General features: G+C 61.0%; 8 protein-coding genes. 2 read left to right on the top strand and 6 right to left on the bottom strand.

From position 1 onward, the window contains the following. Nucleotides 1–22: 22 nt before the first annotated feature. The 6 genes from ACQK2L_RS02650 to ACQK2L_RS02625 form a co-directional block, all read right to left on the bottom strand. Complete coding sequence (locus ACQK2L_RS02650; RefSeq protein ID WP_425395383.1) at nt 23–2776, bottom strand: FAD-dependent oxidoreductase; 2754 nt, start codon at nt 2774–2776, stop codon at nt 23–25. Then, nucleotides 2773–5607, bottom strand: coding sequence for an FAD-dependent oxidoreductase (locus ACQK2L_RS02645; protein WP_425395382.1), 2835 nt, complete (start codon nt 5605–5607; stop codon nt 2773–2775). Before ACQK2L_RS02645 ends, ACQK2L_RS02650 begins: the two co-directional genes overlap by 4 nt. After that, nucleotides 5597–6616, bottom strand: a complete 1020-nt coding sequence (locus ACQK2L_RS02640) for a zinc-dependent alcohol dehydrogenase (RefSeq protein WP_425395381.1) — start codon at nt 6614–6616, stop codon at nt 5597–5599. Before ACQK2L_RS02640 ends, ACQK2L_RS02645 begins: the two co-directional genes overlap by 11 nt. Before the next feature lie 12 nt (nt 6617–6628). Further along, nucleotides 6629–8755: a hypothetical protein gene (locus ACQK2L_RS02635; RefSeq protein ID WP_425395380.1), complete on the bottom strand. Its 2127-nt coding sequence runs from the start codon at nt 8753–8755 to the stop codon at nt 6629–6631. Nucleotides 8756–8818: 63 nt separating this feature from the next. Beyond that, nucleotides 8819–12757 carry a LamG-like jellyroll fold domain-containing protein gene (locus ACQK2L_RS02630; RefSeq protein WP_425395379.1) on the bottom strand — a complete coding sequence of 1313 codons (3939 nt, stop codon included), beginning with the start codon at nt 12755–12757 and terminating at the stop codon, nt 8819–8821. A gap of 280 nt (nt 12758–13037) precedes the next feature. Next, the gene (locus tag ACQK2L_RS02625; protein ID WP_425395378.1) at nt 13038–13643 is read right to left on the bottom strand and encodes a PEP-CTERM sorting domain-containing protein; all 606 of its coding nucleotides are present in this window, start codon (nt 13641–13643) and stop codon (nt 13038–13040) included. Between the two features lie 523 nt (nt 13644–14166). Here ACQK2L_RS02625 and ACQK2L_RS02620 point away from each other — a divergent pair. Together ACQK2L_RS02620 and ACQK2L_RS02615 are read left to right on the top strand one after the other, a co-directional pair. Further along, nucleotides 14167–15129: a DUF1559 domain-containing protein gene (locus ACQK2L_RS02620; RefSeq protein ID WP_425395377.1), complete on the top strand. Its 963-nt coding sequence runs from the start codon at nt 14167–14169 to the stop codon at nt 15127–15129. After that, entirely contained in the window at nt 15126–15590 is a 465-nt protein-coding gene (locus ACQK2L_RS02615) for a carboxypeptidase-like regulatory domain-containing protein (protein WP_425395376.1), read from the top strand. Before ACQK2L_RS02620 ends, ACQK2L_RS02615 begins: the two co-directional genes overlap by 4 nt. Nucleotides 15591–15706: the final 116 nt, after the last annotated feature.

Here is a 15706-nt window from a genome sequence, read left to right as displayed (position 1 = left end):
GTCGCGTGCACGGACCAAAGCACTATACAGGTTCGTTGTAGACTCGCACTTCGCAAACCGGAACGAGAGGACTCGGAGGTCGCAATGGACCTTGTTCGATCGTCAGCCGAAGCCGGTCACTGGTGCAAGGATTGAAATGGAGGATTTGTCGTCGCTGATCGTTTTGCTCGACAGCCGTCAGCTCGGTCCAGCGGTTCTCAATCATCGCTTCGATACGGAAGCTGCGCGGCGCAAGGGACGCGAGTTGATAAGTCACGTGGACCGTGTTGAAGGTGGTTTCGGCGGGGAACGTCAGTTCCAGCCATTGCGGCAGCGGGGCTTTCGGGTCGGGCGCCCAGGAGTGGGGCTCGCCGGATACCGCTCGATTGTAGCCATCGATCACGTTTTCGGGAGCGAACGAGTAGGGCTTGCCCGATGCGGCGAAGCCGGACGCGGCCGGTTCGCCACCAGGGTGCAGCCGAAACCTGTAGCAGCCCCACAGTGCTCCCCACTTGGGTCCATCGTAACCGCGCAGGGTCTCTGGCGCGTGATAGGGATAGAGTTCCCAGTCCAGCTTGGCGGTGGCCGGCAGGGTGAGGTAGTAGTACTCACCCGGTTGCAACTCGGCGGAGAGTGGAACCGATACCCAGCCGCGGTGGCTGGCCGGCACGACGCCCTGGCACTCGGCGACCCGTTCCGCGTCGGCGAAGTCGCCAAAGGTGTTCGCGTGGTAGAGCGCAAGGTCGATGGGGCGTGGCTCGGACGAATTGTTCCGCAGCCACAAATCAACCGAGTCGACTCGGTTTTCGCCCGCGCGGAACATCACTGCGCGGCGTGTGTCGAGTCGATGTACCGTGCCCCATTTCGAAACGGGGTTCGCGAGCCAGGCGTCTGGGATGTCGTTGGCTTCGGCAACACTGCTGGCGCGGATGGTGGCCGTGCGCGCCAGGTCGTGTTCGTCCTGGTTCGTCGCGCCCAGCAGGTAGGCTCCGTCTCGCAGCAACGCCTGTTGCAGTTCGGCGAGGTGGCTTTCGTACACTCCGCGCGGGCAGGTGCGCCCGCGACGCGCGATCGCTGCGGCTGTTCCGGCGGCCTGGCCCATCGTCGCGCAGGTGCGCATCACGCGGATGCCGGAGAAGCCCACGTGCGTCGCCGACACGTTGCGCCCCGCCATCATCAAGTTCGACACGTTGCGCGAGTAGAGGCAACGATAAGGGATGCTCACTTTGTGCAAGTAAGCGTGGTAGGCCAACGGGCCGGGGGCGAAGTAGCCATGCGGGTGATGGTCGTCGATGGTCCACCCGCCATAGGCAACGGTGTCCTCATGCACCACGTGCTCGCTGTAGTCGTGCTGCGTGAGGATGTAGTCGCCCAAGAGCCGTCGCGACTCGCGCTTGCCGGCAATGTGGTTCAGCTTCGCCAGGCGGCGTTTGGCATTGGTCTGCTGGAACTCGGGATCGTGATTCTTGACGTACCCCCACAAGCCAATGGCCAAGCGGAACAACTCGTCGCGGATGAACTCAGCATCGGCGATCGTATCGTACATGCCGCCCAATTCGGCGTACCAGCAACCGACGGGTCCCATCGCCGAGTCGGGCCGCCGGCCGCCGCCGCGCTGTTCGTCTTCGAAGTGGACCGGCAGCTTGCCGGTGCTCCACACGCCGGCGGTCGAGCGTTGTTCGAAGTCGTCGGGCGAACGCCATTGGTAGGCCCAGGCGGGCGTGGTGAACTCGGTGGGCTGCGGCTCGGTGACGATTTGGCCGCCGTGCAGCGTGTTGCCCATCGTCCGCTTGCTCGGCTCCGCGGGAGCGAGGCTCTCCTGATGCTCGTCGCGCGACTCCTTGCCATGGCGGAAGTTGGCGCCGGCGGCGTGGCCGATCGTGGCGTCGCCAGTGCAGTCGATGTAGGTGTGCGCGGTGAAACGCCACCGCTGTCCCGAGCGGACGTGCATCGCTTCGACCGATTCAATGCACGACTCCTTCGTATCGACCCGTGTGGCCCTCGTGTCGAGGTATACGTCGAGATTCTCCTGCCGGTCCACCAGCGACTTGAGATTGGTCGACCAACCCGACTTGCCGGTGAGCGCGGGGTCGCACTCTTCGATGATGCCGGTTTCGCGCGGGTCGAATGGTTCGCGAGTTTCGTCGCCCAAGGCGGGAACGCAGATTTCTTCCGACGTGTTGCCGCCCAACACGGGTCGATCCTGCAGCAGTGCCACTTTCGCGCCGTGCCGCGCGGCGGCCACGGCGGCCGAGACTCCTGCGAGCCCACCGCCGAACACCACCGTGTCGTAGCGAGCCAGTGCTTCCACTTTCGTCGAGATCGCCCCATAACGTTGACGTTGCAGTTGGAGTTCTTGCAGTTCGTCGCTGGGACGAAAGTCGGGATCGAGCGACAGAATGACCGCGTCGCACCGCGACCACCAGCCGGTCTGGTCAACCAATCGGACCGTCGCGGTAGGTTGATTGCACTCGAATGCGCCGCCGTCGACCCATTGCCATTGATCGGTATCGGCCCGCCCGAACACGACTGGAGACTGGACACCGTCGACGGTTACTCGAAACTGTCCCGGGCTGTGCGAGGGATACCAATCCTTACACCGCACCCACAGGCGGTACGTGCCGGGCGTGGACAGTTCGACGGTGGTCGTGGCATCCTCAACCGGCGTTCCCAGCCCGGTCGCGAGCAGGTAGGCGTAGCCCATTTGCTCGATGAACTGGCAGTCTTCTACCCAGCCTCCGGGCTCGTCGAACTGAACCGCCTGCTTCCACACCACGGCGGACGCGGCATCGTTCATGACAGGTCCTGTTCGGGCGAAGCCTTTTCGTCGTACACGCGGACTTCGCAAATCGGGGTGAGTGGCACTTCCGAGAAGCGGCTCCGTTTCTCCAGCACGACTCGCAGGCGTGAAGTGGTCGTTCGCTCGAATCGCTCTGTCGTCCGGCGATGCTCGTTGCCTTCGCGGCGAACAACCGTTTGCCAGCCGCTCGGAGTGTCGACCTGCAGCGAGTATTCACTGGGCGCGAGCATCCGCATCTGGAAGTACAAGCAAACCGTATTGAACGAGACTTCTTGGCCGAAGTCAAACTCCAGCCACTGGGGCAGGCTTGCCGTGGGGTCGGGCGCCCAGGAGTTGGGGGCGCCGTCGGTTGCGCGGCTGATTCCGTTGAGGACGTTCTCAGCGGCGAAAGGAATGTGCATTCCATGCTGCTGAACGAACTTGGACGCCGCCGGTTCGCCGCCGGGGTTCAAACTGAACTTGTGGCAACCCCATTCGCAACTCCAAGCGGGCGGGGTTTCGTAGCCGCGCCAGGTGTCGGGCGGGTGGTAGGTGTAGAGATCCCAGAACGCGTCGTCTGTCTTGGGAAGCGTCATCACGTACCAAGAACCAGATTGCACGGTGGTCTTGAGGGGAAACTCCAACCATCCTTCGAACCCGGCGGGAAGCTCTGCGCTGGTCTCGGCCACCTGATCGGTGCACTGCAAGTCGCCTTCCCAACGAGCCGAGTAGAGTCGCAGCGGCATCGTGACGGGAGTGTCTCGCTCGGAACGCAAGTACAGCGAGACGCTTTCGATACGATCCTCCGGAGCGCGGAACTGCGTCGCCAGACCGGTGCTCAGCGGGTGCTTCGACTTCCAGTAGTAGTGCGGCAGCGTTACCAGATACTCTGGGTCGGTGACGATGGCGGTGCTCGAAGCGGTAACCGACGCGTTGCGGGCCAGGTCGGTAGGGTCCTCGTTCGCAACGCCCGGCAGGTAGCCACCGTCGCGGAGCAAGCGTTGTTGCAGGGCTTGGATCTGCTCGCGGCCAACTTCCGCAGGCGTGATGTTTTGCAGCGACGCCATGGCCGCACCGACACCGGCTGCCCAACCCAACAGGCCGCAGGTGCGCATCACCCGCGTCTTTGCCAGGCCCAGGTGCGAGACCGAGATGTTCCTGCCCGCCATCATCAGGTTGTGGACGTTGCGGGAGTAGAGCGACCGGAACGGAATGGGAGCCCGCCCCAGGTGCTCCAGGTGTGCCTGCGGTCCAGGGCTGAAGAACCCGCCTGGGTGATGCACGTCCATCACCCATCCCGCGTAGGCGACCGTATCGGGGAAGGTCGACTTGTTGATGAAGTCGTTCTGCGTTACGACGTAGTCGCCCATCAGTCGGCGCGACTCGCGCTTGCCAACAACGTAGTTCAACCACACCAGTTCGCGGTTCTTGTTCAGGTCGCGGTATTCCGGATGGTGGTTCTTGATGTAGTCCCAGACACCCACGTTGATACGGAACAGCTCGTCGCGGATCCATTCCGCATCGGCAATCGTGTCGTGGTTGCCGCCAAACTCGACGTACCACTCCCGGACCGGAGCGCTGAAGTTTTGCGGGTGGCGGCCCTTGCCGGTCGAAACGTCGTTGAACTCGGCCACTCGAAAGCCGTTGTTCCAAACAGCGCCCTGCGATCGTTGGTCGAAGTCTTCGGGCGACTCCCAGCGGTAGGCCCAACCGGGGCAGACGAAGCTGATCGGTTTGTCGTGCGCCGTAAAACGCCCGGCGTTGAGCGAACTGCCCTGCGTTCGCCCGTCGGGTTGTTCCGGCGCTGCGGGCTCGTTGTACTCACTTCGCGATTCATGGCCATGGCGGAAGTCCGCGCCAGCCTGGTAGCCGAGCCACGCGTCGCCGGTGCAGTCGACAAACACGCCGCCCCGCAGACGCATCCGCTCGCCAGACACAGTGTCGATCGCTTCGATAGCGGCAATCTGGCCGGCGCTTTCCATTTCGACTTGCGTCAGCCGGGTGTTGAGCCACAGTCGGATACGCGACTCGGCTCGGATCAACTCTTCGAGCCTGCTCGACCAAGGACCATGCCCGGCGCCGCTGGGAACGACCTCTTCCAACAGTCCGGTTTCGCGGGGGTCCCACGGTTCGTAGGTCAGGTCGCCCATCACCGGCACTTGGATTTCGGTGGAGCCATTTCCTCCCAGCACCGGCCGATCTTGAACGAGCGCCACTTCGGCCCCTTCGCGGGCTGCGGCAATGGCGGCCAGCGAGCCGGCGATGCCACCCCCGACCACCACGACGTCGTAGTAGCCCACCTCTTGCGGCACGCTGGCGTGACCGCCGAACTGCGCGCGTTGTTCCTCCAGGAGCAAGCCGTCGTCGGAGGGGGCAAACTTGTCGTCGGACGTCAGCACGATCGCATCGCAACGGCCCCACCATCCGGTGAGGTCATGCAATCGGATTTCGTGATCGCCTGCGGAAAGTTGGAAGGTACTGCCATCGATCCACTGCCAGCGATCGTTGTCCGCTTCGCCAAACAGCACCGGAGCACTGACTCCATCGACCAGCACCTGAAATCGTCCCGGGCTGTGCGACGGAAACCAGTCCTTGCAGCGAACCCACAAACGATACGCGCCGGCGCGGCTGACGGAGAACTTTGTCACCGCATCGGCAACCGGCCGGCCCACGCCGGCGGCGAGCAAGTATGGAGAACCTACCGATTCGAGGAACTGCGGGTCGTTCTTCCATCCGCCCAACTCTTCGAATCGCTCCGCTTCCAGCCATATGGTCTGGGTCGCAGTGGTTGGTCGGACGGAATCAAGCGGCTTGCCTCCCGGTCCCGCAACATGAGGCTTAGTTGACATCAATGAATACTTTCATGCTGCGTTCTCCATGCTCCTCGATGTAGCGATAGGCGTCCGCAAACTGGTCTAAAGTAAAGTGTGTTGTTTCGAGCGGTTTGGTCGAAATCTGACTTCGCTCGATCAGGTCGATGGCTTGTTCGTAGTCTTCTCGCTTGTACATCAGCGAGCCGAGTAAACGGAGCTCCCGGTCTTGCACCAGTCCCACGTCGACGCGCGGCTTCTCGGCGAACACGCCAACCACGACGATGGTGCCGCCCTTCGAGGCGTTCTCCACCAGGGCCGACAGAGTCGGCTCCACGCCGACGCACTCAAACCCCACGTCGAACCCGTCGCTGCCAAAGGCACCGGCAATGGCCGCCGGGAGGTCGGCGTTCTTGGGATTCGCGGTATGCTCCAATCCACACGCTTGGGCGATTTCCAAACGGTGGTCGCTGAGGTCGACGATCAGCACGCGAGCCCCTTGCGCCTGAGCGACTTGTGCAGTCAGGTTTCCAATGGGCCCGGCGCCGGCCACCACCACGCGGCTGCCTTCGCCAACGGCCGCTTTGTTCACCGCATGGTGCGCCACGGCCACCGGCTCCACGAGGGCTCCCTGCTCGAACGTAAAGTGATCGGGCAGCTTCACCACGTTATGGGCGGGCACCACAAACCACTGCTGGGCACAGCCGGGCGCCTGGAATCCTTGCACGCGCAGTTGGTCGCAGATGTGGTAGTCGCCGCGGCGACAGGGGCCACACTGGCCGCAACAAAGCTGCGGCATGGCGGTGGCCTTCGAGCCAGGCGCGATGCCGCTCACCTCGTCGCCCACCGCTTCGACGGTGGCTGCGTACTCGTGGCCTTGGACCACGGGGTAGCCGGTGTAGGGGTGCCGGCCGTGGTACACGTGGACGTCCGACCCGCAGACGCCGATACGTTCGATGCGCAGCAGCACCTCGCTCGGCCCGGGAGTGGGGGCGTCCACTTCGCGCAGCTCGATTTCCCCTGGCGCGGTCATCACGACTTGCTTCACGGCAACATCCTCCTATTCCGTCGACCCATCGCCAAAGTCCACCGCGTAGGTATCGCCAAAGACGGTTACGGTCGCGGTGTCGCCGTGGACTTCGAACCGCACCTGGTTTCTGGCCTTGCGCGTTTGTGCCGCGTCGCTGTTCGGCAGCGCCACCACGCACGCCCAATCTTCCGTCGGCCCGGCGAGCGGCTCGTCGTTGGCAACCAGGCTCACCCATTCCTGTAGGTGGGGGCGTCGCGCGTCGAATTCGATCTTGTCTTGCACCAGGATCTCGTTGGGCGTTGTGGTTGAACGCTTGACGACATAACCAATCGACCCGCCGACGTTGAGCCAGTCGGACACGAATCGATGACTCTGTTTCTCGCCACCTTTGCTCAGCAGCTTGAACTCACCATCGGCCGTCTGGATGGAGACAGCTTCGTCTCCGAGGGAAGGCTGCACGCCGATCAAGCCAGTCCACCTGCGGTTCACGGTATGTCCCTCGGCGATGCGAATTCGCTCGACGTACACGGTGTAGTCGGCCGCGGGCGAGGCGAAGTAGAAGTCTTGCACCACCTTGTCGTCCGCTCGATCTAACGATCCGGTCACACGGAAGCTGTTCTCCTGCTGATCAAGCTCCAGGTGCCGCAGCTTCGAGTGCCGCTGGGAAGCTCCCCTGTTGTCGATCACACCCAGGTTGGAATGGTAATGGGGCCAAACGACCGTATCCTTCTTGGGCAGGGTCAACGCCATGCGCTGCTGTGCCCAACTGAAGGAAGCGAACTTGCTGGGAGTCCTGTGGACGACGGACTTGGCCGCCGTGAGATGTCGAACGCCAGAGGCAAACTGTTCGAACTCGTCCTCACTGGCCACTTCCAGCCCTGAGGTGGCCGTGGCGTGTGTCAGATAGCAGCCGATGAGCCTGGTGGCGCAAAGGCCACCATACTCCAGGTCGCGGCGGCCGTTGTAGAAGCCATCTTCGACTTGTTGACGTTCAGCAATGCTGTCGAGGGCCACGCGCTCCAGGTACGCCGCTTCGCGATTGCCCACAGTGCGGGCGAGCATGTTGTAGAGGATCACGTCGCTGCACTGCGTTTCGTACAACCGCCAGTCGTTGCCCGCAAAGTAGATCGCCGAGCCGCGCCAGCTCATGCAACTCGCCAGAACCTGAAACACTTCGCCCACGTGGTGATTGCACGCGGCGGGAACCGGCTCGCCGGTTAGCAACCAGTGACTCGCGTTCTCTTGCAGCATGCAAGCCGAGTTCTTGAGGTAACCAATGTGCACCAGGCGATGGTTTTCGACCGTGAAGTCGGGGTGGGCGTTGACTGTCGTGACCCACTCGGCGACAGGTTTCCCGTCGTCGCCCACGGTTTGATCCTTGGCGTCCGCTTCCACCGAGAAGGTGTTGTACATGTACTTTTTGGCGGCCGTGTCCCACTTGTCGGCTTGCGGATGCTCGGGGAACATGCAGCACGCCAAGGCGCAGATCGAGCCGTTCCAGGCGTTTTCTTCCGCCCCGGTGTCGTTCCGCAAGCTGCTCTTGGGCGCCTGGGTGATGAAGCGGTCGGCCTCGAACTCGATCACGTTCTCCGAGGCTTCGCGCAACTCGTCGCTCAAGTGCGGCCAAAGCTGCCAGGCGGTAAAGCCCACCGCGCGTGTCCACAAGGCCGATTGCCACTGCTTGCCCCACTGGGTGCCATCGGCGCAAGTGCCTTCGTTCGCCTGGTGACTCAGCACCAAGTACCGCAGCAAACCGGTAGCCTGCTCGCGCATGGTGTCGCGCTGCTCGGGCGATAGCCGCGGCGTCGGTGGATTGGCCTCGGCCAGGAACGCCAGCACCATGGCCGAATAGGCCGTGGCCCGGACGTCGTTCTCGCCGTTACGCGGTCGGCCGATAAACAGACTATCCGGCTGGCCGGGGACGGGAATGACCTTCGTCTGAACGATCTGTCCCCAGGCCAGAATCGAATCGAAGTAGTCTTCCAGCAGTGCGCGGGAAGCATCGTCGACCATATTTGGCGACTGAAGCGCGATCTGCAGTTCGGTAGCAGCCTTAGTGGAAGCCGATTGGTTGTCGGAAGCGATGCAGGCCGGTGCAATGCCGAGGGCGGTAGCCAACGCAAGCGTGAGTGACCGCGTATAAATCGAAGTAATCATAAAGCAGTTGAATCCGTCTCGTTGGTCGTGTGGTAGCCCAAACTGTCCTGTTCTGTCCACGTGCTACCTCTGACGACGCACGCTACGAACCACTGCCAGGCATGCCAGCAGTCCGCCGCCCAGCCACATGGTACTGGGCTCAGGTACCGCCTGCAGGTTGGCGAAGTAAGCGAGGTTCAACCCCACCGATCCATTGGCCTGCAGAGCGATGTGCAACTCATACGCGTCGAGCAGGTCGACGCGTCCGTCGAGGTTCAAGTCGCCCCATCCGCGCGTTTGCCAGTCGCCCACGTACATGGTGTTGTGCGCTCCTTCGATTTGTTTCTCCATCCGCCAGTTCTGGACCAGCACGTCGATATCGTCGGTGTTCACGAGTCCATCGAGGTTAGCGTCGCCCGCTTGCAGCGTGCCGCCCGGCAACTCGCTGATCGCTTGCGCGACGTAGTCGTTGTCGGTGTACAGATCGAACGCGTCGGCGGCGCTCGAGTAGATTTCGACCTCATCGATGACACCACTAAAGAAGTCGGCGGCTGCGGAATCGTCGCCGGAGGCCCCCAGCATAAAGTCCCCCGCCGGGGTGCCGCTGTTGTCGTTGTTCGCTGAAACTGCAAGCCCGTTCACGAAAATGACGCTCGTGAACGTTCGGGCGGCCCCCTCTACAAGGTCGGGGGCCGACGAGTCGGAATGCAAGTAGATGTGTTGAGCCACGTGATACCACTGGTTGGCCACGACCGTTTCGGTCGCGGGGATGCTGTTGCCAATGCCGGAGTTGATTTGCCCCCAGTTGCCCTCGGCCGTAACCGTGGGCCCGCCGGCGTTGTTGCTGTCGTATCCGATTGCTTGACGCGTGCTGCCCAGGTTCGCCGTTTCTGGCCGCACCCACATTTGCATGCCCTGGCTGCTGCCACTTCCCATGCTGTCGAGGATCGTGTCGCTAAAGAGAAAGTCGCTGGTGCCGTTGAATGCCACGGCGAACGTGCCGACAGGTCCGGGATGGCCTTCAGTTACGTCGGAGGCGGTAATCTGGTGGTACACGACTCCGCCCGACTGAGTCAGGTCAATATTGGATCCAGAACTATCCAATACATCGATTCCAACGCCGAAGGCACTGCCAACCAGACCTTGATCCGCGCCGTCTTCGTTCGGGTGGTCGCCCATCGAGTAGAAACGTTCGGTAGTGACCACCGCCAAAGCCGGCGAAGCAACCATAATCGCGACGATGGTCAATGCACCGGCTTTCGTCGCAGCGAACCGCAGCGAAAAACTCCGCCCGCGCCAGCCGAGGCAAGCCGCGACTCCCAACACCGCCATCCACCAGGTGGCTGGTTCAGGAACGGCCGCCGTGGCGACGCCCGCCAGGCTGCCTGAGGAATTGCCGAAGGTGCTTTTCCACAGTGCGTAGTCGGCTGCGTCGACCACTCCGGCGCTTCCGCCTGAGTTGTCGCCATTACCATTGAGGGCGGATTCGGGGCCGCCCAGGTTGTTGCGCCACACGGTGTAGTCGGCCAGATTTACACTGCCATCGCCGTTGAAGTCGCCAGGCAGGCCGAGAAGTTCTGCGAATTCGACATAGGCCGAAACGGTCTTCCCGAGGGCCAGATCGTAGTAGCGAAACGCCAGGTCCTGGTCGATGGAGCCGGTACTGTAGGGCGTGCCCAAGTCGATCATTCCCCCTGGAGCGATCATGGAGCTACCAAGCCAGAAGACTTCGCCGATGGAGTTGGCGTCCGAAGCTTCGCCTTCATCCCAACTCTCGCCATCGCCGGCGCCGATGGAGTCGATGTTGCTGTCGCTGAGGCTTTCCCAATTCACATCGTCTGTGAGCAAGCGCCCCGCGGGACTATCAATCTGGTAACTGGCGAGATCCACCGATTGCAGGGAGTCGTTGATCAACTGCACCGATCCGGTATTCGGATCGATGGAGGCTCGCAACGTTCCCACGCGGAGAAAGTCGCTTCCGTCGAGCGCCAAAGCCTGGTCCATGTAGCGGACCTCGTCGACGTGCAGACTACTGTCGGAGACCACTTCGCCAACCAGCACGGGGGCTGTATCTCCGCCAAACGTAGCCGCGTCATCCACGTTGCCCGATGCTTCGAGCTTGCCGTTGACGAACAAGTGGACGTCGTCGGATCCGTCGGTCGAGTTGCCTTCGAACACGAGTGCGACATGGTACCACTCTCCGTCCACGGCCTTGGTGGTGGAGTTGAGGTTCACGTTGGCGGCCGCTCCGGCATTGTCGGCACGGACCGTGACATTGAACGTCTCGAACAAGGCACTGCCCGAAGTGTTTGGCGCCAGTTGCATGAGAAAGCCGTTATCGCCGCTCCAATGGCGTCCAAAATCGTCGCCGTTGGAGACAGAAGTGTCTGCGAAACGCACAAAGGTCTCGTAAGTGAACGCGCCTGGGATCGTCTGGTCGGAGGTGCTTAAGCTTTGGGGAGTTTCCCCATTTTGCAGCGAGTAGATCGACCAATCATTGAGGCTCTTCGATCCGGTCATGCCGTCGACGATGGTAGCCCCGGGTACGAGGTTGGAGTACTGCGGTTCTACCGACGTGACTGGTAGTGTCAGGTTGCCAAACGTTCCGGTGTTGATGTCTGTTTGAAAGACGAAGTCGTCGAGGAACGGAAAGCTATCGTCGTCGCCCATTCGCCACCAACCAAGAGTGTCGGCGTTTGCGTTGCTGGCGATCGATGCGACGACCAGCAGGGCGGCCATCGGCACGGCGCGGCGAATGCGATAAAGGCCTACCAGGCCAATCATCCCTACTGCAAACCACGCGCTGTTTGGTTCAGGAACTTGAGTCGAGGCGACGAGGGCCGAGAAGGAACCCGCCCCAAAAGCCGACTCGTAATCGCTTCGGAAGTTCATCACGTCGTTGATGTCCACATCGCCGTCGAAGTCGGTGTCGCCCATGCGATGACGCAGCGCCGCGCTATCACCGCTGGCCAGGTCGGTCGGAAAACTTGACCGCAGGGTCAGGTAATCGAGCGAGTCGATCACACCGCTGGCGTCGAAGTCGCTGCGTGATAGAGGTGAGCCACCGTTGCCCGAGTAGACGACCGGCACGTCGAACCGCTCGCCGCCTGGCAGGATGAGTTCCATTTGGAGGTCGACTTCGTTGTTGGTAGATAACCAGCCGGCTCCAGCGCCGGTGGTGCCTTCGCTCAGTACGATCGAATTGCCGGGCGTGAGGGTGACTCCGTCGTTAGCGGTTCCCTCAAACTGAAACTCCGCCAGTTCGTTCAGATTTCCAGCCAGCTCGAACCAGGTGTCGTCGCCATCGGCCGACATGTCGCCACTGTCGGCATCGTAGTTATCAGCGATCGACTTCCAACCGCTGTTGTCGAGCGCGCCGAGATCGGAAGTGATAGAGTAACCCAGAAACTGCAAATTGCTGGGAGCACCGGCCGAGTGCGACAGTGTGAGCGAGCCCGTGTTGCGATCGACCACCAAAGAGGTCAAACTCGCCGCGCTGACCATCACTTCGACCTCCGCCAAAGGAAGCCATTCACTGCCATCGTGTGCGGGGTCTTTAAAGACGCGAACGAATTGACCAACAGCGCCAGATGGATCGAACGAGTGCGGGCCGGCTCCGGGATTATTGATGTCCGCCGCCAATCCCTCGCCGTCCCACGGATTGAAGATTGTGCTCAACCAGACTTCGGTGTCCGAGGAGTCCTTCACCTGGACGAACACGTTGTTCAGCCGGTTCCCAAAGTTGCCCGATCCGTCTGCCCGGTTGTACAGCAGAATGTCTTCAATAGGATACTCGGCCCCTAGGTCGACTTCCCAAAAGGGTGCGAAATCGTTTGTTGCCGAGTGGTAGAAGGTGCTGGAGCTTGTATCTCCGTCGACCGCGCGCTCGGGGATAAAGTTGCTGTTGAGTTGCGTGGAAGCGGTGACGGGTTTGTTCAGCGCCAAATTCACCAGTTGGGCTTGGCAAACACCGCCAAAAGCGGTGAGTAAACAAACCACGAAGACTCTCGAAAGGCAGCTCATGTGGGTTTCCTGTTTATCAAACGGCGTTCCGGGGGGGACATTCCTTCAAGCGATGGTCGCAGCGGGGTGGGGGCAGTACAGTCCAGTACAACTGATGGGGTGCTTTGGGGCCACGATTTTTTATGTTCGATTGATATGTTGCGGGGAACTGCAGGTTCCACCCCACCGACGCCAACTCGCCTTCCGAGGCAGCATGCTACCTTGGTTGGCCAGTAGGCGGCGGAGGGTGGCTGCTTAGCTGAGCACAAACCGCACTTGGGCGATTTGGCTGCCCGCTCGGCTAACGCCAACGGCGAGAAAGAATCACTGCGACCGACGCACCAAGGCCGATCAGGACGACGGAACTCGGTTCGGGCACGGCCATGGCCCACACTTGCACTTCGCCTAGACCCATGCCGTCGCCATCGGCCTGGATCTTACGAATGACGATGTTCTCGCCGACGATTCCGTCCGGAACATCAACAACGTGTGGTCCAAAGCCCGGATCGATCTTGTCGAGGGGATCCACGCCATCCCAGGGAAGGAGTACGTCGCTTTCCCACACCACGGTGTTGCCGACATCGCGAACCTGAACCACGATGTTGTTTGTTCGATTTCGCACGCTCTCAGTGCCATGGTCTCGGCCCCAGAAGATGACCTCGTCGATAAGGTGGTCACCCTCTAGGCTGATTCTCCAGAACGACGTGCCGGACGTATTGCTGGCGTACGGAGTTGAGAGATCGCCATCCACGGCGTTTGCTTTCGGTGTGCTCCCAAAGGAGCTAGTCGCACCAATCAAGGAATCATCGGTTCCCTCGGCCACTTCGATGAAAGCTGCGTTACCCACGGACGCGAAGCACATCGCGGACAGAACCACAGCAAGACACACGCGGTTGCTACACTTCATTAGATCATCTCCCAGGCGGTGGTGTGCTTCGTCATAAGCCAGCAATAATCGACCAGATTGTCGAGCGGTGTGCTGCCAATGACGAGTTCAATGGATGAGGGGAAGGCGCGAGCGACACGTTCGTCGCGCGGCTTCGGGACCCCGCTAGTACACCTGCGATGCTAGAGGCCCGCCGCGCGCGGTGCAATGAGTTTTTCGGCGGGCAAACTATGAGATACGGTGGACTCGTTAGAAACCCGATTTTTCCATGGTGCCGTGGTGCGTCGAAGTGTAGGATAAAGTGCGTTAGAGGCATGAAATACTGCGGTATCGCGCCATCTCGCGGCAAGTAAGCGCTAGTGCTTGTTCACCAACGAGCTAGCGAAGCCATTGGCGTTTATGAGCATTATCACATGCGTTCTAAGGTTTCCGGTGAAAGCATTGAAGCCTCTCAAAGCAGTGGCTAACATTCCGACTGGAGTCGCGACATTTTGATCCAAGCGCCGACATCCGATACCTCTTTTCAGATCTAAAGGAATGATGCATGCGAGCTAACCCTACGCAGGTCAACACTGAGCAACGTGAGCATCGCAGCGAAGGCCGCGCAAAGCACAACGGTTTCACACTTGTCGAACTGCTGGTCGTTATTGCGATCATCGGCATTCTGGTCGCTCTGCTGTTGCCGGCCGTGCAGGCGGCACGCGAGTCGGCGCGAAGAATGTCGTGCCAGAACAATCTGAAGAACTTGATCCTGGCGTGCCACAACTACGAGACAGCCAAAGGGTACCTGCCCCGATCGGGCGACTTCGACGACTGGTCGCCAAGTGATGGAAGCGAAAGCCTTTCGTGGCATGCGTTTGTCTTTCCTTACATGGAACAGTCGTCGTTGTACGAAGCCATGGAGGTGGAGTTAGGTGCGCGCGACGTGCCGAACATCCAGCTTGGTCAGACTCGTATTCCCGTCTTCGAATGCCCCAGCGACGAAGTGGAAACCGATCAAATCACCAGTTCGCTGGCCGAATACTGGGCGACATCCAACTACTCGGGGGTGATCGGAGCGTGGGGGCGGAACCGCGACTACCGTGTGTCTAGTAGTGGATGTGGAGTTTTCTACACCGATGGAGTTTTGGTGCCAGAGGACCCAGTGGAGTTTCGGAAAATCACCGACGGCACCAGCAACACGATTGCCATCGGTGAGCGAACCTACAACTTGAGAGGATGGATCAAGGGATCCTACCGCCAAACGGGCTCAAACCGCCTCTGCAACATCAGCAGCAAGATGGTGCAGGTCGAAATCAACGCCGATGAGGAAAAGTATTGCTACTTCCCCTGCGAAGGATCGCGCGGCATTAACTTCAACTCGCTGCAGTTCGGCAGCGATCATCCCGGCGGCGCTCAGTTTGCCTACGCCGATGGCAGCGTGCACATGCTGCAAGAGAACATCTCGCTTGATCTCTTCTACGATTTGGCAACTCGCAATGGCAACGAACCGCTGAGTACCGAATGAACACCGCCAAACAGCAACGTGTTATCGCCGGACGATCAGTCAAAGCTGGCTCACTTCTCGCGGTAGTGAGCTTGTTCGGCGCTGCCTTGCTTGCCGCGCCTGGATGCTCTTTGTCCAGCGAGGCAACCTATCCCGTCACCGGTGTGGTAACCGTGCGTGGCGCGGCCGTGCCTAACGCCATGATCACCTTCGTGCCGAGCGAAGGTCGATCGACGCGCGTCACGGCTCAGTCCGATGGCCAGTACACAGCAATGCTTCCCGCTGGGTCCTACCGAATTGCGGTCGATGCTTCTCTCGATTCGACCTACAGCGACACCTCGGTGGCGCCCGACCAAACGAGCATGACTCCCGCCCAAGCGCAAGGTGTCGCCGTGCCGGAGAAGTACCAGCAGCACGAGTCGTCGGGGCTGGAGTACGAGGTCGTTGAGCAGCAGAACAACACCTTCGACATCACGCTTTGAGGCAGCACTCTAAGCTGCTTTTTCTGAACTGCGATTCGGGATAGCCGGTATCGCAGCTCCGGCGAGTTCGTATATTCGCCTCTTCTCTTCCGATACTCGTCGCCCCTGTTTGCGGC

It is taken from the genome of Aeoliella sp., assembly GCF_965227375.1.
Taxonomy (GTDB): domain Bacteria; phylum Planctomycetota; class Planctomycetia; order Pirellulales; family Lacipirellulaceae; genus Aeoliella.
This window is presented reverse-complemented; position numbering and strand designations above follow the sequence as displayed.

What these genes read in the sequence shown, in the direction of transcription:
- ACQK2L_RS02645 (WP_425395382.1), bottom strand. Translation starts at nt 5,607, where the DNA reads ATGTCAACTAAGCCTCATGTTGCGGGACCGGGAGGCAAGCCGCTTGAT.
- ACQK2L_RS02630 (WP_425395379.1), bottom strand. Translation starts at nt 12,757, where the DNA reads ATGAGCTGCCTTTCGAGAGTCTTCGTGGTTTGTTTACTCACCGCTTTT.
- ACQK2L_RS02650 (WP_425395383.1), bottom strand. Translation starts at nt 2,776, where the DNA reads ATGAACGATGCCGCGTCCGCCGTGGTGTGGAAGCAGGCGGTTCAGTTC.
- ACQK2L_RS02615 (WP_425395376.1), top strand. Translation starts at nt 15,126, where the DNA reads ATGAACACCGCCAAACAGCAACGTGTTATCGCCGGACGATCAGTCAAA.
- ACQK2L_RS02625 (WP_425395378.1), bottom strand. Translation starts at nt 13,643, where the DNA reads ATGAAGTGTAGCAACCGCGTGTGTCTTGCTGTGGTTCTGTCCGCGATG.
- ACQK2L_RS02635 (WP_425395380.1), bottom strand. Translation starts at nt 8,755, where the DNA reads ATGATTACTTCGATTTATACGCGGTCACTCACGCTTGCGTTGGCTACC.
- ACQK2L_RS02620 (WP_425395377.1), top strand. Translation starts at nt 14,167, where the DNA reads ATGCGAGCTAACCCTACGCAGGTCAACACTGAGCAACGTGAGCATCGC.